At 49.6% G+C, this 18,590-nt stretch carries 18 protein-coding genes, 1 pseudogene and 1 other annotated feature; of the genes and pseudogenes, 9 read left to right on the top strand and 10 right to left on the bottom strand.

Annotated features, from left to right (window positions below):
* Window positions 1-9: 9 nt before the first annotated feature.
* The 3 genes from rimM to rplS are packed head-to-tail and all read left to right on the top strand — an operon-like array spanning window position 10 to window position 1,761.
* Window positions 10-558 (top strand): ribosome maturation factor RimM, encoded by a 549-nt coding sequence (gene rimM / locus MUA00_RS01845; RefSeq protein WP_271121431.1) that lies wholly within the window; start codon window positions 10-12, stop codon window positions 556-558.
* 44 nt (window positions 559-602) lie between these two features.
* Window positions 603-1,370: a tRNA (guanosine(37)-N1)-methyltransferase TrmD gene (trmD, locus tag MUA00_RS01850; RefSeq protein ID WP_271121432.1), complete on the top strand. Its 768-nt coding sequence runs from the start codon at window positions 603-605 to the stop codon at window positions 1,368-1,370.
* A 43-nt stretch (window positions 1,371-1,413) separates the two neighbouring features.
* A complete protein-coding gene (gene rplS, locus MUA00_RS01855; protein WP_031374778.1) occupies window positions 1,414-1,761 on the top strand; it encodes a 50S ribosomal protein L19 in 348 nt (115 codons plus the stop codon).
* A gap of 142 nt (window positions 1,762-1,903) precedes the next feature.
* Here the strand turns inward: rplS and MUA00_RS01860 are convergent, their stop codons facing one another.
* From MUA00_RS01860 to MUA00_RS01870, 3 genes are all read right to left on the bottom strand, one after another.
* On the bottom strand, window positions 1,904-2,914 hold the full coding sequence (locus MUA00_RS01860) for a YsnF/AvaK domain-containing protein (protein WP_271121433.1): 1,011 nt from the start codon (window positions 2,912-2,914) through the stop codon (window positions 1,904-1,906).
* A gap of 34 nt (window positions 2,915-2,948) precedes the next feature.
* Entirely contained in the window at window positions 2,949-3,356 is a 408-nt protein-coding gene (locus tag MUA00_RS01865; RefSeq protein ID WP_271121434.1) for a YsnF/AvaK domain-containing protein, read from the bottom strand.
* A 334-nt stretch (window positions 3,357-3,690) separates the two neighbouring features.
* Complete coding sequence (locus MUA00_RS01870; protein WP_271121435.1) at window positions 3,691-4,065, bottom strand: DUF2799 domain-containing protein; 375 nt, start codon at window positions 4,063-4,065, stop codon at window positions 3,691-3,693.
* A gap of 286 nt (window positions 4,066-4,351) precedes the next feature.
* Between MUA00_RS01870 and aroF the strand changes: the two genes are divergently transcribed.
* The 3 genes from aroF to MUA00_RS01885 all read left to right on the top strand — a co-directional run bounded on the left by aroF (window position 4,352) and on the right by MUA00_RS01885 (window position 7,504).
* Window positions 4,352-5,422 (top strand): 3-deoxy-7-phosphoheptulonate synthase AroF, encoded by a 1,071-nt coding sequence (gene aroF / locus MUA00_RS01875; protein WP_271121436.1) that lies wholly within the window; start codon window positions 4,352-4,354, stop codon window positions 5,420-5,422.
* 11 nt (window positions 5,423-5,433) lie between these two features.
* Entirely contained in the window at window positions 5,434-6,555 is a 1,122-nt protein-coding gene (tyrA, locus tag MUA00_RS01880) for a bifunctional chorismate mutase/prephenate dehydrogenase (RefSeq protein WP_271121437.1), read from the top strand.
* 73 nt (window positions 6,556-6,628) lie between these two features.
* Window positions 6,629-7,504: an SMP-30/gluconolactonase/LRE family protein gene (locus MUA00_RS01885; RefSeq protein ID WP_271121438.1), complete on the top strand. Its 876-nt coding sequence runs from the start codon at window positions 6,629-6,631 to the stop codon at window positions 7,502-7,504.
* 32 nt (window positions 7,505-7,536) lie between these two features.
* Here MUA00_RS01885 and pheA read toward each other — a convergent pair whose 3' ends face one another.
* The 7 genes and pseudogenes from pheA to bamD form a co-directional block, all read right to left on the bottom strand.
* Complete coding sequence (gene pheA, locus MUA00_RS01890; protein ID WP_271121439.1) at window positions 7,537-8,697, bottom strand: bifunctional chorismate mutase/prephenate dehydratase; 1,161 nt, start codon at window positions 8,695-8,697, stop codon at window positions 7,537-7,539.
* 21 nt (window positions 8,698-8,718) lie between these two features.
* Window positions 8,719-8,844 (bottom strand) — a sequence feature (Phe leader region).
* Window positions 8,796-8,843: a pheA operon leader peptide PheL gene (pheL, locus tag MUA00_RS01895; protein WP_201279432.1), complete on the bottom strand. Its 48-nt coding sequence runs from the start codon at window positions 8,841-8,843 to the stop codon at window positions 8,796-8,798. It overlaps the preceding feature by 48 nt.
* Before the next feature lie 165 nt (window positions 8,845-9,009).
* Window positions 9,010-9,988: pseudogene (locus MUA00_RS01900) on the bottom strand (phage integrase).
* 896 nt (window positions 9,989-10,884) lie between these two features.
* A complete protein-coding gene (yidD, locus tag MUA00_RS21270) occupies window positions 10,885-11,100 on the bottom strand; it encodes a membrane protein insertion efficiency factor YidD (RefSeq protein ID WP_408639683.1) in 216 nt (71 codons plus the stop codon).
* Entirely contained in the window at window positions 11,093-11,335 is a 243-nt protein-coding gene (locus tag MUA00_RS01905) for a DUF4177 domain-containing protein (RefSeq protein ID WP_271121440.1), read from the bottom strand. The genes yidD and MUA00_RS01905 overlap by 8 nt, the downstream gene beginning before the upstream one ends.
* Before the next feature lie 938 nt (window positions 11,336-12,273).
* Entirely contained in the window at window positions 12,274-12,615 is a 342-nt protein-coding gene (gene raiA / locus MUA00_RS01910; RefSeq protein WP_271121441.1) for a ribosome-associated translation inhibitor RaiA, read from the bottom strand.
* Window positions 12,616-12,885: 270 nt separating this feature from the next.
* Window positions 12,886-13,626 carry an outer membrane protein assembly factor BamD gene (gene bamD, locus MUA00_RS01915; RefSeq protein ID WP_271121442.1) on the bottom strand — a complete coding sequence of 247 codons (741 nt, stop codon included), beginning with the start codon at window positions 13,624-13,626 and terminating at the stop codon, window positions 12,886-12,888.
* 130 nt (window positions 13,627-13,756) lie between these two features.
* Between bamD and rluD the strand changes: the two genes are divergently transcribed.
* The 3 genes from rluD (at window position 13,757) to clpB (ending at window position 18,184) form a co-directional block, all read left to right on the top strand.
* Window positions 13,757-14,737: a 23S rRNA pseudouridine(1911/1915/1917) synthase RluD gene (gene rluD, locus MUA00_RS01920; protein ID WP_271121443.1), complete on the top strand. Its 981-nt coding sequence runs from the start codon at window positions 13,757-13,759 to the stop codon at window positions 14,735-14,737.
* A complete protein-coding gene (gene yfiH, locus MUA00_RS01925; RefSeq protein ID WP_271121444.1) occupies window positions 14,734-15,480 on the top strand; it encodes a purine nucleoside phosphorylase YfiH in 747 nt (248 codons plus the stop codon). The genes rluD and yfiH overlap by 4 nt, the downstream gene beginning before the upstream one ends.
* 130 nt (window positions 15,481-15,610) lie before the next feature.
* Window positions 15,611-18,184: an ATP-dependent chaperone ClpB gene (gene clpB / locus MUA00_RS01930; protein ID WP_271121445.1), complete on the top strand. Its 2,574-nt coding sequence runs from the start codon at window positions 15,611-15,613 to the stop codon at window positions 18,182-18,184.
* Window positions 18,185-18,590 lie beyond the last annotated feature (406 nt).

The following is an 18,590-nucleotide window of genomic DNA, read 5'->3' on the forward strand; positions in this document are numbered from 1 at the left end:
GTGGTCATGATGAGCAATCAACTCTCCGCAAAGGCACCTGTTAACCCAATCGTGTTGGGCAAAATGGGCTCCTGCTACGGTATTCGTGGTTGGCTCAGAGTGTTTTCCTCCACCGAAGACGCCGAAAGCATTTTTGACTATCAGCCCTGGTTTATCCAGAAGGCGGGTCAGTGGCAGCAAGTACAGCTTGAGAGCTGGAAGCACCACAATCAGGATCTGATCATCAAGCTGAAAGGCGTTGACGATCGGGACGCCGCGAATCTGCTCACCAATTGTGAAATTGTGGTCGATTCAACGCAACTGCCTCATCTCGAAGAGGGCGACTACTACTGGAAAGACCTTATGGGCTGCCAGGTAGTAACCACTCAGGGATATCAGCTCGGTAAAGTCATCGACATGATGGAAACCGGCTCCAATGACGTACTCGTCATTAAGGCAAACCTGAAAGATGCATTTGGTATCAAGGAGCGGCTGGTTCCGTTCCTCGATGGGCAGGTTATCAAGAAAGTCGATCTCGCTACTCAAACGATTGAAGTAGATTGGGATCCTGGTTTCTAAACCTCCGGATAAACGGTAATTCAAAGGCGTGATGGGGAAGGCTTGTGTTTATTGGTATTGTTAGCCTGTTTCCAGAGATGTTCCGCGCGATTACCGATTACGGGGTAACTGGCCGGGCAGTTAAAAATGGCCTGCTGAGCATCCAGAGCTGGAGTCCGCGTGACTTCGCTTATGACCGGCACCGTACCGTGGACGAAAGGCCTTACGGCGGCGGACCGGGTATGCTCATGATGGTAAACCCGTTAAGGGAAGCCATCCACGCAGCGAAAGCGGCGGCAGGGGAAGGCGCAAAGGTAATCTATCTTTCACCTCAGGGACGCAAGCTTGATCAAGCAGGCGTCTGTGAACTGGCAACCAACGAGAAGTTAATTCTGGTTTGCGGCCGTTACGAGGGAATTGATGAGCGTGTGATCCAAACCGAAATTGACGAAGAATGGTCAATCGGCGATTACGTTCTCAGCGGTGGTGAGTTACCGGCAATGACGCTGATTGATTCCGTCTCACGGTTTATCCCGGGAGTTCTGGGCCATGAAGCTTCAGCAAGCGAAGATTCGTTTGCTGATGGATTGCTGGACTGTCCACACTATACTCGTCCTGAAGTGTTAGAAGGTATGGAAGTACCGGCGGTATTGCTGTCGGGGAACCATGCAGAGATTCGCCGCTGGCGCCTGAAACAGTCGCTGGGCCGCACCTGGCTTAGAAGACCTGAACTTCTGGAAAACCTGGCTCTGACTGAAGAGCAAGCAAGGTTGCTGGCCGAGTTCCAACGGGAACACGTGCAACAGCAGCATAAACATGATGGGCAAGGTTAATACCGCCCAATACATCAGTTTACCCAGGATAAGAGATTAAATTATGAGCAACATTATTAAGCAAATTGAACAAGAACAGATGAAACAGGATGTACCTTCCTTCCGTCCGGGCGACTCCGTGGAAGTGAAAGTATGGGTCGTTGAAGGTTCTAAAAAACGTCTGCAGGCATTTGAGGGCGTGGTTATCGCTATCCGTAACCGCGGTCTGCACTCTGCATTCACTGTTCGTAAAATTTCCAACGGCGAAGGTGTTGAGCGTGTATTCCAGACTCACTCCCCGGTAATCGACAGCATTACTGTTAAACGTCGTGGTGCCGTTCGTAAAGCTAAACTGTACTACCTGCGTGAGCGTACTGGTAAGTCTGCTCGTATCAAAGAGCGTCTTAACTAAGATTTCGCTAACGCGACATCCAAAAGTTAAAGTGAAACAAGGGGTTAGCGATGAGCTAACCCCTTTTTTATAGCCAGGCTACGTACTGCCTGTTCAAAGTCTTATTGCGAAGTCGGGTAAAGGATTATACACCGCCTGAGCTTTACTCTTTTGGCGGAAACTTCGTCTTGTTCAGATCGCTTTCAAGATCGTTTTTATCCACTTCAACTTCCTGACGGCGAACCGTATCTTTAACCGTTTCGGTACGTTCCGTAGTTTCAGTGCGCAGGCCCACCTCTTCACGAACATGAGCGGTTTTATTCACCGTAGGCACTTCATGCGACTCTTCAACTTCAAGCGTCTTTTCTGACCAGTCTACATCGTTAAGATAGGCTGGCTCGCTGATGGCTGAACGGAATACGTCAGCATGCTGTTCGGTAAGTGAGATATCTTCCGCCACTTCATCTTCAACCGTATAACGGCGCAGGCGGACTTTACCGTCGCTGACCCGACGCTTGCCCACGTCAATTTGCTCTTCGGCAAGCTTCAGAGTTTCGCGGTTATCACCTTCCCCGTAAGCCGGGTTGGCCTGTATATCTTCTGGTTCTGTTCGACGTCCTGCGATATCCTCAGAGGCGGTACGTCCGCTGACATAGTCAGCATCGCCGGGAAGCGTTTTGGCTACGACCTCATCATCCCTTACGTCTTCATCTCTTAAACTTACGTCTTCATTCCTTAAAGCAGGATCGGTAAGATCCTGACCGACGGTACGGGAACCTATATCGTCAGTTTCACCAGAGAAGTTTTTGCCGTAAATATCATCGCCTACGCGGTTGTCAGATGCATAGCTACTGGATGAGGCATAATCACTCGCACAGCTATCAAGCAGTGCTTCGACTCGGTCTGCATCATCTTTATCAACGCGTGCAATCAGCAGTACACCGCCGACCTGAATGGCTTTGTTGTACTCTGCCGCATAATCATCATCGACATCATCGCCAAACAGACGCTGCCAAAAGCTGGGATGACGAATTTCTTTATCTTCAACGCGTAACCTATCGCCCGAAATAATGTCGATATCATCGCCTGAAACGCCTTCCGCAATGAGTTTCTCTTTAGCGACTTGTGCTTGCTGAGGTTGGGTGAAAGCCGTAACAATTTTTTCGTGTGCCATATCTGATGTTCCTCATGATAAGCCTTAAACGGGATTATTCGTCTTCCGTAGAAATGTTAATTTCCTGAGAGCGCAAAATAATATTTTCCTGATAAGTCTCCTGACTAACTTTTTTAATAATATGTATTTCTTCCTTGAGAACGTAATGTTTAATTATTTCAATACGCTCTTCAATTACAGGGATTATTGTTACTTCACCTTCCTGGCGTGTTTGTGGGATATTTCCTGGTTCCAGCGCTTCATTTTTTGACAGACGTTTAATTAATACATTTTCACGCGTCAAATCAGTCTCAATAAGCTTCCCTGTGGTACGAGTGGTGCGTCTGATGCTGACACGGCGGTCAACAACTTTCTTTGTGCCTACTTCTACATGCTCCTCCGCAAGGGGAACTGAGTTTTTTGTATCAGACATCTCACCTTTAGTGCCGCTGTTCTTCGACATGATTTGCCCTGTGTTTTGTTATTAAATAAATTCATAATAAATAACTAACGGTTGTTTTATTTTTTATTGAGATATTTATCAGCCACCTGTTAAGCATAGAACAAAAAAGAGCAAGGCCTGAATTTTAGTAGAGTAAATTGTTAAAGAGAGTGAATGACGTTGACAATAAAGGAAGATTTTAAAGTGTTCTTAAATATATATGTTGGAAATGATTGTGATGGAGAATTTTACCGCCTGGCTTGCCTGTAGCTATCAATGATATTAAGCGATGCGGGATTATCCACATGATTCGCCATATATTTTTGCGAAAATATAATCAATTCCTTTCTGTTTGCTAGCGCATAGTGCCATCACGCATGCCCGCATCAATACCTTTTTGCCATGCTGACTGAAGAGAGGTGGCGGCAGGCACTGTTTCACAACTGGCAGGGAAACGCTTACCGCTCAGTCCCAGCAGATAAAGAAAATCGCTATCACAGATACGATCCTGACCTCTGGCATAGCCTTTTAGCCACGCCTTTCTGTCGACTTTGTCGTCATTGTGCAGGTGTGCGAGCACCAGATTGCTTCTGAGAGGTTGGCCGGCCATAGCATCTTCCCAGCCTGCGTGATACCAGTCGGTTGGGGCAGGAGTAGGAGCGTGGGTATAGGGATCGACATAGCAGCCGGATAAACATAGAACCAGCAAAACAGAATAAAAGCGCGGCATGAAGGGATCCTTAAGCAGACGGTATGTTGATAATAGAAGTGAGTGAATGATTTAGCCGCTTCGGTGGCAAACATTTGCATGCCTGGTCACCTTATGAGCGTAACTATGCAAGGTGTAATAATTTATTTACGATTCCAGGGTTGCATGCCGCTATAAAAGCCAATTATTTTTGCTTGTGTAACGTTTTGTTTACGTAAAATGGATTGCAATCTTTACTGTTCATGATAAGGTATCAACGCTTCACTGAAAAACCACTATCGCAAACGAGCTAAACAGGACCGCCATCATGCAAAAAGACGCGCTGAATAACGTTCATATTTCTGACGAACAGGTATTGATCACTCCGGATCAACTTAAAGCTGAGTTCCCTCTCACTGCCGCCCAAATTGCGCAGGTCGAGCAATCTCGCCAGACGATTTCCAATATTATCGCTGGCCGCGATCCTCGTCTGTTGGTGGTTTGTGGACCTTGCTCGATCCACGATCCGGAAGCTGCGATTGAATATGCTCGTCGTTTTAAAGAACTTTCTGAACAAGTCAGCGATAGTCTGTACCTCGTGATGCGCGTCTATTTTGAAAAACCACGTACTACCGTGGGTTGGAAAGGGCTGATTAACGATCCGCACATGGATGGCTCGTTTGATGTGGAAGCTGGGCTGAAAATTGCGCGTAACCTGCTGGTAGAACTGGTCAGCATGGGGCTGCCGTTGGCTACGGAAGCGCTTGACCCGAATAGCCCGCAATACCTGGGCGATCTGTTTAGCTGGTCGGCGATTGGCGCGCGGACCACCGAGTCCCAGACTCACCGTGAAATGGCTTCTGGCCTCTCTATGCCGGTCGGCTTTAAAAACGGTACCGACGGTAGCCTTGGCACAGCAATTAACGCTATGCGCGCTGCTGCTATGCCGCATCGTTTTGTTGGCATTAATCAGGCCGGTCAGGTTTGCCTGCTGCAAACTCAGGGTAACCCGGATGGCCATGTCATTCTACGCGGCGGTAAAGCGCCAAACTACAGCCCGGCAGACGTTGCCCAGTGCGAAAAAGAGATGGAACAGGCGGGACTGCGTCCGGCCTTGATGATAGATTGCAGCCATGGCAATTCAAATAAAGACTACCGCCGTCAGCCGGGCGTGGCTGAATCCGCCGTCGCCCAGATTAAAGATGGTAACCGTTCAATTATTGGCCTGATGATTGAAAGTAATATCCATGAAGGTAATCAATCTTCAGAGCAGCCGCGCAGCGAAATGAAATATGGCGTTTCCGTGACCGATGCCTGCATTAACTGGGAAACCACGGAAAGCCTGCTGCGTGAGATCCATAAAGATCTGAACGGTACGCTTGCGGCGCGTCTCGCATAAGAGGTTTTACTATGGCTGCTGAATTGACCGCGTTACGCGATCAAATCGACGAAGTGGACAAGGCGTTGCTGGATCTTCTGGCACGCCGCCTGGAACTGGTAGCGGAAGTTGGCGAAGTTAAAAGCCGCTACGGTTTACCTATTTATGTTCCCGAGCGTGAAGCGACAATGCTGGCATCTCGCCGTAAAGAAGCCGAAGCGCTCGGGGTGCCTCCCGATCTCATTGAGGATGTGCTGCGTCGCGTGATGCGCGAATCCTATTCCAGCGAGAACGATAAAGGCTTCAAAACGCTTTATCCGGCCCTGAGGCCAGTGGTGATTGTCGGCGGTGGCGGCCAGATGGGGCGTTTGTTCGAAAAGATGCTCACTTTATCCGGTTACCAGGTGCGAATCCTTGAGAAAGAAGATTGGCCGCAGGCTTCTGAAATTATGGCCGATGCGGGAATGGTTATCGTCAGCGTGCCTATTCATCTTACCGAGCAGGTTATCGCCCAACTGCCGCCGTTGCCAGACGATTGCGTGCTTGTCGATCTCGCATCGGTTAAGAACGGGCCATTGCAGGCTATGCTAGCCGCGCACAAAGGGCCGGTATTGGGTTTGCACCCGATGTTTGGGCCAGACAGCGGCAGCCTGGCAAAGCAGGTCGTGGTGTACTGCGACGGACGCCTGCCGGAATCTTACCAGTGGTTCCTGGAGCAGATTCAGGTCTGGGGGGCTCGCCTGCATCGTTCAAGCGCCGTCGAGCACGATCAAAACATGGCATTTATTCAGGCGCTGCGCCACTTTGCCACGTTCGCTTACGGTCTGCATCTGGCAGAAGAGAATGTTAATCTGGAACAGTTGCTGGCGCTTTCCTCACCGATATACCGGCTGGAACTGGCTATGGTCGGCCGTCTGTTTGCCCAGGATCCGCAGCTCTACGCCGACATCATCATGTCGTCTGAAAGCAATCTGGCGCTGATCAAACGCTACTACAAGCGATTCGGCGAGGCGATTGGCCTGCTTGAACATGGTGACAAACAGGCATTCATCGACAGCTTCCGCAAAGTTGAGCATTGGTTTGGCGATTATGCCCAGCGCTTCCAGAGCGAGAGCCGTACTTTATTACGGCAGGCGAATGATAGCCGTCAGTAACCGTAAAAAGGTTTTATAATCAAAGCCAGTGGGAAAGCCCGCTGGCTTTTTTTTGCGATTAAGGATACCTGAGATGGCACAGCCGCAAGTCCTGTTTGAATACACCGGTCACTTACCCGAATGCCCTGTGTGGTGCGCAGAGGAAGAAAGCCTTTACTGGACTGATATCCTCGAAAATGAAATTCATCGCTATCACACGGTGAGCGGCAAGCATGACGTTATTCAGTTTTCCGAAGAGGTGGGATGTTTCGCATTTCGTGAGAACGGCGGTTTTATCGTGGCGTTGCGCAGCGGGATTTACCTGACTAATCGAACGGGTCTTATCACGCAAAAAATTTGTGACAATCCAAATAATCCAGAGCTTGCTCGTTTTAACGATGGTGGCACCGATCGTGACGGACGTTTTTATGCGGGAACCTTCTGGGGGCCGGGAGATTATAACGGCGCTTTGCTTTGCCGCGTGGATAACGACTTAACTCCGCATGTTATTCAACACGACATTCATGGCGCGAATGGTCTGGCGTTTAGCGAAGACAAAAAGTGGATGTACACATCAGACACGCCTAACAGCGTGATTTATCGCACGCCGCTGGATGAGCAGGGCGAGCCCGGCGTAAGGCAGGTATTCAAGCGTTTTGCCGTGGGGGAGGGCATTCCTGATGGCGCAGCCCTGGACGTTGAAGGCTGCTACTGGACGGCATTATTCGACGGCTATCGTATCGCGAGACTGTCGCCCGAAGGCGAAACCCTTGAAGAATACAGATTCCCGGTACGCTGCCCGACCATGGTCTGCTTCGGGGGTGACGATATGAAAACGCTGTTTATCACCACCACGCGAGAAAATATGGATGAAGCTGAAATCGCGGAACGTCCGCTTTCGGGCGCTATTTTTACGCTTCGGGTCGATGTTGCAGGCCTGCCAAAGCTGAAGTTTAAAGAAAGCCAGTAAGCCAGTCTGACGCAGGCTTACTGGGGTCAGCGTCAGACCGGATCGACAGGCACGACATTTTCGCTTGGATAACTGCCCAACACCTTCATTGAACGTGTGATTTCCCCCAGCTCGCGTAGCGCTTTCTGCATTTCCAGATCCTTCAGGTTGGCCTGAATATCCAGATAGAACATCTCTTCCCACGGATTACCGTTGATCGGGCGGGACTCTAGTTTCGTCATAATCAGATTGTGGTTACGCAGCACGAGAAGCGCCTCAACCAGCGCACCGGCCTGCTGACCTGTTGCGATAAGCAGGGTAGTTTTGGCCGGAACCTGCTCTGAAACATCAATTGCTTTGCGCGCCAGCACAACGAAACGGGTAATATTTTGCGTCTGATTTGCCAGGTTGCGCTCAAGCACTTGCAGGCCATAGAGCGCGCCACCGGCTTCGCTACCCAGCGCTGCAACGTGCGGGGAATTTGCCTGAGCAACTTTTTCCATTGCGGCGGACGTGCTTTCGCAATATTCAATTTTCCAGTGCGGATAACGATTAATGAACTGGCTGCATTGCTGGAAAGGCTGTGGGTGGCTGTAAACCGTTTCTATTTTGTCTAAATCTGTTGTACCGCTAACCAGAACACAGTGATCGATTGGCACCGTCATCTCACCAACAATGGAAAGGCTGGTGTGCTGGAGCAAATCGTACACGTCGTTAATCGCGCCGGAACTGGTGTTTTCAATTGGCACCACGGCGTAATCGGCCTGGCCGGTTTCTACCTGATTGAAAATATCGTGGAATTTAGCGCAGCCGCTCTCAATAAACTGTTCGAAATGGCGGGCAGCGTATTGACGGGCGGCGAGATGCGAATAGGAGCCTTTAGGACCGAGGAAGGCGACGCGGGCAGAGTGCGGGTTGGTTTTATTCAGATGTTGTTGCAGCAGCGCCTGCTGGGTCAGAACCGAATCTTCGATGATGAGCTGGAAAAGCCGGGTGATGTAATGCGCATCCAGGTGATGCGCTTTGCCCAGCGTAATCAGGCGTTCAAGCAAATCCCGCTCGCGGTCGATGTCGCGTACCGGACGGTGAGATTCGAGCTTCGCCTTACCAACCTCTACGGCAAGCCCGCGGCGTTCCGCCAGCAGAGCCAGCAGCTTAACATCCAGGGCGCTGATTTTATCGCGCAGAGCCAGCAAGGGGTTTGTCTCAGTCATAACGCTACCTTTTCGATGTCCATAAAAAAGGCCTCCCGCTTTGGGAGGCCTGTTTGTTCGTCTTCGCATTCTTTATCACACGACGAATTGCCTCCCGGTCAGGGGAAGGTAAAAAAGAATGCGAAGAAAAACGGTAGAAGTCTCATGGGCTGATTCCTGACAAGTCTGAGGGTTAACTTACCCGCTCTGTTTTCACCCTGTCAATAAAAAACGCGCCCGGAGGTGCTTTCTAATAGCCTGTAAGATAAGGAGTTCATTTAAATATCAATAGGTTATGAACACCTTATCGACCCTAATACACCCTAAAAAGACCTAGTCGGTGGACATTATATGGACGCTCCCTTTCATTGGATTAAACCTTACTGCATCAGCCAGGTAATCCGGGGCAAAGTGAGCGTAGGTCATAGTCTGCTCAATCGTTGTGTGACCCAGTATTCGCTGGAGGGTGATAATGTTCCCACCGTTGATCATGAAGTGAGTCGCAAATGTATGGCGTAAAACATGCAGTGCCTGACCTTTGGGTAGATCTGGTTTTACCTTACGAAGAACCTCACGAACGCGGCCATAGTCTGTATTGAATAACTTTCCTGATTTCCGCGTGAGGATGTAATCTGCAACTTCCTGCGAAATCGGTACGGTACGAGCTGGGCCGGTCTTTGTCTTAACGAACGTAACTCAGTTACTGATTACGTGTTCAGCCTTCACCCCATCGAGCACCGGTACTTAGGCTGAGAACTACAACCCTGCGGTCATCATCGGTGAGAGCATTCAGTAGGTCGCGGGCTTCATCCTCGGTCAGGAAAGACATTTCGGTATTTTCCAGCCTCAGTTTGCGTACGCTATGGAAGGGGTTCTCATGGTGGAACTCTTCCATATCAATCAACAGGCTAAACATGCTGGACATCGCGCTAAAATCCCTGTTTACCGTTCCCGCAGATACTCTGCTTTGTAACCTGTTGACGCGGTACTTCATTAGAAGGTTACGGGTCAGCATATATATTCTGGGTTCACCCAAGTCCCGGTCGATTTTCTCCAGACGTTTTTTATAAGAGTCACCATAGTTATGATTTTTTCCGTGGTAGCTCCACCACAAGGCAATTAAGTCAGTCAGGAGTCGTTGATCTGCTGGTTTGTCCTGCCACTCTTTATCGTGAAAGTTTGTCAGTACGTACCGTTCAAATGCCTGTGCCTCCGCCTTTCGGTTAAATTTACGTCGAATCCTTCTTCCTGAGGTTCCACGCGGTCTGACTTCCACTTCAAAACGACCATCATCAAGCTTCTTAATCGACATAGCGAAGCCCTCCGATGTTTGAATCATTATGTAAATTTTGTTCTAACGCATAGAAAAACCAGACAATTAGCCAGTCTTTTGGGTGGAGTGGGGTGATTTTTTGTCTTCTGGCCCATCAGGGGAGAGAGGCGGAGCTACCACGCCTGAGCAAAACCATTCCCTCATCCAGCGCAGCGGTGCACACTTGCGCCTGCGAATCCTGATGGCGACGAAATAACGGCGGAAGTGACGAAAACGGCGCTACACCGCACCTGCCTGCGGTTTTCGTGTTGAAAATGATTTCAGTTTTTCCGGGGGTACAATTCACCCCGCCAGACCGCGCCAGTGCTGGGGCTTTGACGATCGATCGCTAACTGAAATGTGTGAAACAGATTTCAAAGATTTCAGTTTTCTGGCGATGGCCAGTAGTGGTGTGAAAACGAGAAAGCCAGTACAGGCGCGGGTTCATCGTGGATTACGTGATTTTTTACGTAACAGTCACAGCGGGATCACGTATACGGTGAAGTGTGGCAAGCCCTTGACTGGCGTGCTCTGGAGCAGAGCAGCGGTGAAGTGTAGAACTGAAATCTGTTTCACAGAATAATATTGGGCTTGTAGATGCCTGTAGAGGCTTCAATAAGCTAATAATGATACAACTATGTTTGCATCATGTGTTCCCGGTGAGTACACATCCACTAACAATGTGCCCCTGCGAACCAGGCAATGTTAAGGCTTTAGCAGTGGTATCGCGCTCCTGAAAAGGAGCAACGTGGTGAAGGGATTTTTACAAATCGCTGTCATCGCTCTTAAGGCGCTTGTCGCCTTTATTGAGCTGATTCTGGCCTGCTTACCGTAAGTCGCCAGGTAACGTAACTAAGGCCACCGGCTCACCCCCGGTGGCCTTTAACATTTGCAGCCTACTTATGTGGGGGATAATCAATCCCACCGTTTGGTGGCCGACAGCGATAAATCCGACGCAATCCAAGATTCCACCCTTTAACAAAGCCGAAGCGCTTTAATGCTACCAAGGTGTATTTTGAACAGGACGGAGTGTGGCGACAGCGATTACGAATCTTCTCAGGCGCATAGGTGCGGTAAAAAAGAACAAATCGGATGCTCAGCCAGTTAAGCACTTGCAATTTCTTTCCTGAAGGTTATGACGTAGTACTGAGTTAAACCAACCTTATTACCACCAAAGCATCCCGGCCTTTCTTCAACGCCGATGGTGTCAACACGCTGGAATTCCCAGCCTTCAACAGCCCAGGTATTTACTACTTCCTGTAGATACGCTGCGGCAATGCCGCTTTTATTGTCCTTAGCTTTCACTGAAATATTGGGTGGAACCTGAACCATTTTGTACGTGTACATAAAAACTCCTTGTTGTTTACGTGGTTACTAATGGTAAGGGCAAATACTTTGCGACTCAAACAGATCATTAAATATGCAAATCATTGTGATCAGGCTGGCTACACATGCACCTACAAAACCACTAACAAACCAGCGCGATTTCTGACCAGTCTGAATATTTTCAAAATTTGAAGGGGGGTATCGGAAAACCGTCACAAACGTCACAAAGTTTAAAACAATTATCTATCTATATGATATTTATATATAAATAAGCATATCTAAAACCATCACATAATCATCACAGAAGCATCACAGTGTGACGGTCTTAAATCATCACAACTCTGTTTTATAACTTGTTGAATTTATTAGGTGTGACGGTTTGCGTTACGTTTTGTGATGGTTTTGCCGTCACAACATTTATTTATGATAATCAGTTGGTTAATGCCTGTTTTTAATGGAGGTGATGGTTGTGACGGTTTTCCGATGGCCGACCTGAATATAGACCAAGGGCTGCCTCATATTGTTTAACATTTGGCACCCTGTAGGGGATTGATCGGTGGTAACGATCAATTAAGATAAACCGATCGGTGTAACTAATTGGAATTTAAGCAATACGGGGAATATGGTGAGCGCATTCAGGTAACAGGGTGATGGTAACCATATGAAATTTTTTGCACTGAAGTACTGCCAGGACTGCGGTAAGAAGCGCTCGCTCATTGAGCGGATATGCGCAATTGATGATGAGCTTTGCGAAGAGTGCTATTTCAGCTTTATCAAATCGGTACGTGAGCGGAATGATAGATAATATAAGGTGTAAAAGGAAACCAGCCGAGTGGCTGGTTTTTTTGTGATTGATGTGGTCGATATGTGGACACCGACTGAAATAAATCCTTTTATTTCAGTGTGATACTGGTAAATAAAACGCGCCCGGAGGCGCGTTGCTTGCGTTAATGACGAAATTACTCTTCTTCAGATTCTTCGGCAAAGGCGACATCTTTCACGGAACCTGTGGTGCGACGCGCTTCACCTTTGTGTTGCACTTTATTCAACTGCCGCTCCAGTTTGTTGATCAATTCGTTGATGGCCGTATACATATCATCGTGTTTGGCGCTCGCGACGAGCTGCCCATTCGGCGTACTTATGGTGGCATCAGCCACAAAACCCTGTGGTTCTTTGGACAAAATAATGTGTGGATTTATTAGATGAGTTTGCCACTTGTCCAGTTTGGTGAGACGGTCCGCGACATGCTGGCGAATAGCCGGGGTGATTTCCATTTGCTTGCTGGTAATGTTCATTGTCATAAAGTTACCTCTTGTCTTTCCCGTCTTGGTAACTTCAGCATACCTCGCTCAAGGTCAAAATGTGTGATCAAAATCACGTTATTTTGTCACTTTTTGTCAAGGACGCCTTTTTGTGAGGCAGGGCAGGATCTCTGTCGATATCGCTTGTGGAACGCAGAAATAACGCTCATATTTGATGGGATGACCTGACGCTAAACCGTTTCAGTTTTACGTTTTGGGCAATAAAAACGGCAGCCTGAGCTGCCGTTTTGTCTTTCTGGAATTCACTGATCAGGTATTGCTACCGTTGTTAGCTGCGATAATTTTCGCAACCTTGTCCGCCTGACCCGGCATTTGCATTTCACGATACGCGTTTTCCATTAGTTTTAACCCATCGCGAGTCGCCTGGGTATCCGGGAAATCACGCAGCATACCTTCGACACGGTTAACAACTGCCACCCACGCGCCGCGTTTGGTGTAGTATTGCGCCACGGAAAGCTCATACTTAGCCAGACGATCTTTCAGGAACACCAGACGCTTGGTGGCGTCGGTGACATACTGGCTGTTCGGATAACCACGAACCAGTTTTGAGAAATCGTTAAAGGCATCACGCGCGTGTTGCGGATCGCGATCGGAACGATCTACGCCAAAGAACCCTTGTAACGCGCTATCGTCCAGCGCCATGTCCGTCAGGCCACGCATGTAAAGTACGTAGTCGATATTCGGATGGGTAGGATTAAGGCGGATAAAGCGGTCAATCGCTGCCTGAGCCAGCGGCAGGTCAGCGTTTTTATAGTAAGCGTAAATCAGATCTAACTGCACTTGCTGCGAGTAAGGCCCGAACGGATAACGGTTATCCAGAGCTTCCAGTTGCGTTATCGCCGCTTTAAAGTTACCGTCCTGCAACTTTTGCTGGGCGGTCGCATAGATCTCAGAAGGTGGATTATCAGGAACCTCATCCTTGGAACTGGAGCAACCAGCCAAAGCCAGGCTCAACGTGGCAGCTGCCACCAGATATTTCATACGCGTCATGACGTTTTGACTTTCCTCAGAATGTTATCCGGGAGGCTCGCATTTCCAGCTCCCGATAAAGACCAGCTACAATAGCACACTATATTAAACGGCATTGCCGTAAAACCCAACGTTAACGAAGAAGCTGTCTATGGCACAACTAGTACAACTCAACGCAACAGTAACCGAATCTCAACTCGGTCAACGCTTAGATCAGGCTTTGGCCGAATTGTTCCCGGATTATTCACGTTCGCGTATAAAAGAATGGATTCTTGACCAGCGCGTGCTGGTCAATGGCAAAGTCAGCGACAAACCGAAAGAAAAAGTGTTGGGTGGAGAAAGCGTTACCATCAATGCCGAAATCGAAGAGGATGTACGCTGGGAAGCACAGGATATCCCACTCAATATTGTCTACGAAGACGATGACATCCTTGTCATTAACAAGCCTCGTGATTTTGTTGTGCACCCGGGAGCCGGTAATCCGGACGGCACCGTACTGAATGCCTTGCTGCATTATTATCCGCCGATTGCCGATGTACCACGCGCGGGTATCGTTCACCGTCTCGATAAAGACACGACAGGTTTGATGGTAGTGGCCAAGACCGTTCCGGCACAAACTCGCCTGGTGGAATCGCTGCAACTGCGTGAAATCACTCGTGAGTACGAAGCGGTCGCGATTGGCCACATGACTGCGGGCGGCACAGTAGAAGAGCCAATCAGCCGTCACCCAACCAAACGTACCCATATGTCCGTCCATCCGATGGGCAAACCGGCGGTCACGCATTACCGCATCATGGAACATTTCCGAGTACACACACGCCTGCGTTTGCGCCTGGAAACAGGCCGTACTCACCAGATTCGCGTCCACATGGCGCACATCACGCATCCATTGGTTGGCGATCAGCTATATGGTGGTCGCCCGCGTCCGCCGAAAGGCGCCTCGGAAGAGTTTGTTGCCGTGCTGCGTAAATTCGACCGTCAGGCTCTGCATGCGACAATGCTGCGTCTTTACCATCCAATCAGCGGCATGTTGATGGAATGGCATGCGCCAATTCCGCAGGATATGGTGGAACTGATTGAAGCGCTGCGCGTAGATACTGAAGCCCATAAGGATCAACTGGACTGGTTATGAGTAAAACGATCGTCCCGCAATTGATCGTCCCGGCCTGGCCGATTCCGCAAGGCGTCGGCGCCTGTAGCTCGACACGTATCGGCGGAGTCAGTCATGCACCTTACGATTCGCTCAATCTTGGCGCCCACTGCGGCGATAACCTTGAACATGTCGAAGAAAACCGGCGTCTTTTTTACGCTGCGGCTGATTTGCCTTCAAAGCCTGTCTGGCTTGAGCAAGTGCATGGAACCACGGTATTGAAACTGACCGGTGAGCCTTACGCTTCAAAGCGAGCAGATGCTTCATGGAGCGATACGCCGGGTACGGTTTGTGCGGTAATGACGGCGGACTGTTTACCGGTGCTATTCTGTAATAAGTCTGGGACTGAAGTTGCCGCAGCGCATGCGGGATGGCGCGGTTTATGCGAAGGCGTGCTCGAAGAGACCGTCGCTTGCTTCAAGGATAGCCCGGAAAATATCATCGCATGGCTTGGGCCAGCCATCGGTCCGGACGTATTCGAAGTTGGCCCGGAAGTTTACGCAGCATTTGTGGCCAAAGATGCGAAGGCGGAAGCAGCTTTCCGGCCTGCGGGTGAAAAATATTATGCTGATATTTACACTCTTGCACGCCAGCGTCTTGCAAATACAGGCATCAAACAGGTCTACGGCGGCGATCGCTGTACTCATAGCGAAGCGGGCGACTTCTTCTCTTATCGCCGTGACAGAATCACAGGCCGTATGGCAAGTTTTATTTGGCTGATATAACCTATAGAATCAAGACGATCCAGTGCGGGTAATTCTACGCTCACATATTTCAGGCCATTAACCTTGAATAATTGAGGGATGACCTCATTTAATCTCCAGTAGCAAATTTGACCTGTATATGGGAGGAGTTATGCGTCTGGATCGTCTTACCAATAAATTCCAGCTTGCCCTCGCCGACGCCCAGTCTTTGGCTCTCGGGCACGACAATCAATTTATCGAACCTCTTCACTTGATGAGCGCGCTGCTCAACCAGGAAGGAGGATCTGTACGTCCTTTATTGACCTCCGCAGGCGTTAACGTGGGGCAACTTCGCACGGCAATCGAGCAGGCGTTAAGCCGTTTACCGCAGGTTGAAGGAACCGGCGGTGATGTGCAGCCTTCTCAGGATTTGATGCGCGTGCTTAATCTTTGCGACAAGCTCGCACAAAAACGAAACGACAATTTTATCTCGTCAGAACTGTTTGTTCTGGCTGCGCTTGAATCGCGTGGCACGTTAACTGACTTACTGAAATCAGCGGGCGCCACCACCGCAAATGTGACATCTGCGATTGAGCAAATGCGTGGAGGCGAAAACGTGAACGATCAAAATGCCGAAGACCAACGTCAGGCATTGAAGAAATATACCGTCGACCTTACCGAGCGTGCCGAACAGGGCAAGCTGGACCCGGTTATCGGTCGTGATGAAGAAATTCGTCGCACCATTCAGGTATTGCAGCGCCGTACTAAAAACAACCCGGTGCTTATCGGTGAGCCGGGCGTAGGTAAAACCGCCATTGTTGAAGGTCTGGCGCAGCGCATCATTAACGGTGAAGTGCCCGAAGGGCTGAAAGGCCGTCGCGTATTGGCCCTGGATATGGGCGCGCTGGTGGCAGGCGCTAAATACCGCGGTGAATTTGAAGAGCGCCTGAAAGGCGTGCTCAACGATCTTTCTAAACAGGAAGGCAATGTCATTCTGTTTATTGATGAGCTGCACACAATGGTGGGCGCCGGTAAAGCCGACGGCGCGATGGATGCAGGCAATATGCTCAAACCAGCGTTGGCCCGCGGTGAGTTGCATTGCGTAGGCGCAACGACGCTTGACGAATATCGCCAGTATATAGAAAAGGATGCAGCGCTTGAGCGTCGCTTCCAGAAAGTGTTTGTCGCGGAGCCATCCGTTGAAGACACCATCGCGATTTTGCGCGGCCTGAAAGAGCGTTACGAATTGCACCATCACGTGCAAATTACGGACCCGGCAATCGTTGCAGCGGCAACCTTGTCGCACCGTTACATCGCTGATCGCCAACTGCCTGATAAAGCAATCGACCTGATCGATGAAGCCGCTTCCAGCATTCGTATGCAAATTGACTCGAAGCCCGAAGAGCTTGACCGTCTTGACCGCCGTATCATCCAGCTTAAACTGGAGCAGCAGGCTTTGAAGAAAGAGTCTGACGAAGCCAGCCAGAAGCGCCTGAGTATGCTTGAAGAAGAGTTAGGACAGAAAGAGCGTGAATATTCGGTGCTGGAAGAGGAATGGAAAGCAGAGAAAGCATCGCTTTCCGGCACGCAGACAATAAAGGCCGAGCTGGAACAGGCGAAGATTGCAATTGAGCAGGCCCGCCGCGTGGGCGACCTTGCCCGCATGTCCGAGTTGCAATATGGGAAAATCCCGGAGCTTGAGAAGCAGCTTGAAGTGGCGACGCAAAGCGAAGGCAAAACTATGCGCCTGCTGCGTAATAAAGTGACCGACGTAGAGATTGCCGATGTTCTGGCGCGCTGGACCGGTATTCCGGTTGCACGCATGCTTGAAGGCGAGCGTGAGAAATTGCTGCGTATGGAACACGATCTGCACCACAGGGTTATTGGTCAGGATGAAGCGGTTGAAGCCGTTTCGAATGCGATTCGCCGTAGCCGCGCGGGGTTATCCGATCCAAACCGTCCGATTGGCTCGTTCTTGTTCCTTGGGCCAACCGGCGTGGGTAAAACCGAGCTGTGCAAAACGCTGGCGAACTTTATGTTTGATAGCGACGATGCGATGGTGCGTATCGACATGTCCGAGTTTATGGAGAAACACTCCGTCTCGCGCCTGGTTGGTGCGCCTCCGGGCTATGTAGGTTATGAAGAAGGCGGTTACCTGACAGAAGCGGTTCGCCGTCGTCCGTACTCGGTGATTTTGCTGGATGAAGTCGAGAAGGCGCATCCTGATGTGTTCAACATCTTATTACAGGTGCTGGACGACGGGCGTCTTACAGACGGGCAGGGCAGAACGGTCGACTTCAGAAACACCGTCGTTATTATGACGTCGAACCTGGGGTCGGATTTAATTCAGGAGCGTTTCGGTGAGCTGGATTACGGGCATATGAAGGATCTGGTGCTTGGCGTTGTCAGCCACAGCTTCCGCCCGGAATTCATTAACCGTATAGATGAAGTCGTGGTCTTCCACCCGCTGGGCGAGCGCCACATTGCTTCTATCGCGCAGATTCAACTGCAGCGTTTATACAAACGTCTGGAAGAACGCGGCTATGAAGTCACTATTTCCGACGATGCGCTGAAGCTGCTGAGCGAGAACGGTTACGATCCGGTTTATGGTGCTCGTCCTCTGAAACGCGCCATCCAGCAGCAAATCGAGAACCCGCTGGCACAGCAAATCCTTTCAGGCGAGCTGATTCCAGGGAAAACGATCAGGCTGGAAGTAAAAGAGAATCATATTGTGGCAGTGCAGTAAGTCACAGAAAACAAATAAACGGGCCCTTCGGGGCTCGTTTTTGTTTAAAAACCAGGCGATAGTGGATGTGTTTTAACGATATTGCCTGGAAAATGAGCGAACGATAAGTTTTTTGAATTTTATACTTGTCACATTCTTAAAAGTCCCTATACTGCGCCTCCACTGACACGGCACAACGGCTTACAAACCGGCCCGTCAGGCGGAGTGAAGCAGGAAATAAATGCTTGACTACGTAGCGGGAAAGCATAATATGCACAGCCCGCGCCACTGAATAACGTGGCACTGCTCTTTAACAATTTATCAGACAATCTGTGTGGGCACTCGCAGGATTGATATCTCAGTACCTTCGGGTACAAAAAAATATCAAGTCTTGAAGAGTGACCAGACAGTAATTCATTAGTGAATT

It is taken from the genome of Dryocola boscaweniae, assembly GCF_025215095.1.
In the GTDB taxonomy this organism is placed as follows: domain Bacteria; phylum Pseudomonadota; class Gammaproteobacteria; order Enterobacterales; family Enterobacteriaceae; genus Dryocola; species Dryocola boscaweniae.

What these genes read in the sequence shown, in the direction of transcription:
- rimM (WP_271121431.1), top strand. Translation starts at nt 10, where the DNA reads ATGAGCAATCAACTCTCCGCAAAGGCACCTGTTAACCCAATCGTGTTG.
- rplS (WP_031374778.1), top strand. Translation starts at nt 1,414, where the DNA reads ATGAGCAACATTATTAAGCAAATTGAACAAGAACAGATGAAACAGGAT.
- MUA00_RS01860 (WP_271121433.1), bottom strand. Translation starts at nt 2,914, where the DNA reads ATGGCACACGAAAAAATTGTTACGGCTTTCACCCAACCTCAGCAAGCA.
- MUA00_RS01865 (WP_271121434.1), bottom strand. Translation starts at nt 3,356, where the DNA reads ATGTCGAAGAACAGCGGCACTAAAGGTGAGATGTCTGATACAAAAAAC.
- MUA00_RS01870 (WP_271121435.1), bottom strand. Translation starts at nt 4,065, where the DNA reads ATGCCGCGCTTTTATTCTGTTTTGCTGGTTCTATGTTTATCCGGCTGC.
- aroF (WP_271121436.1), top strand. Translation starts at nt 4,352, where the DNA reads ATGCAAAAAGACGCGCTGAATAACGTTCATATTTCTGACGAACAGGTA.
- tyrA (WP_271121437.1), top strand. Translation starts at nt 5,434, where the DNA reads ATGGCTGCTGAATTGACCGCGTTACGCGATCAAATCGACGAAGTGGAC.
- MUA00_RS01885 (WP_271121438.1), top strand. Translation starts at nt 6,629, where the DNA reads ATGGCACAGCCGCAAGTCCTGTTTGAATACACCGGTCACTTACCCGAA.
- pheA (WP_271121439.1), bottom strand. Translation starts at nt 8,697, where the DNA reads ATGACTGAGACAAACCCCTTGCTGGCTCTGCGCGATAAAATCAGCGCC.
- MUA00_RS01905 (WP_271121440.1), bottom strand. Translation starts at nt 11,335, where the DNA reads ATGTACACGTACAAAATGGTTCAGGTTCCACCCAATATTTCAGTGAAA.
- raiA (WP_271121441.1), bottom strand. Translation starts at nt 12,615, where the DNA reads ATGACAATGAACATTACCAGCAAGCAAATGGAAATCACCCCGGCTATT.
- bamD (WP_271121442.1), bottom strand. Translation starts at nt 13,626, where the DNA reads ATGACGCGTATGAAATATCTGGTGGCAGCTGCCACGTTGAGCCTGGCT.
- rluD (WP_271121443.1), top strand. Translation starts at nt 13,757, where the DNA reads ATGGCACAACTAGTACAACTCAACGCAACAGTAACCGAATCTCAACTC.
- yfiH (WP_271121444.1), top strand. Translation starts at nt 14,734, where the DNA reads ATGAGTAAAACGATCGTCCCGCAATTGATCGTCCCGGCCTGGCCGATT.
- clpB (WP_271121445.1), top strand. Translation starts at nt 15,611, where the DNA reads ATGCGTCTGGATCGTCTTACCAATAAATTCCAGCTTGCCCTCGCCGAC.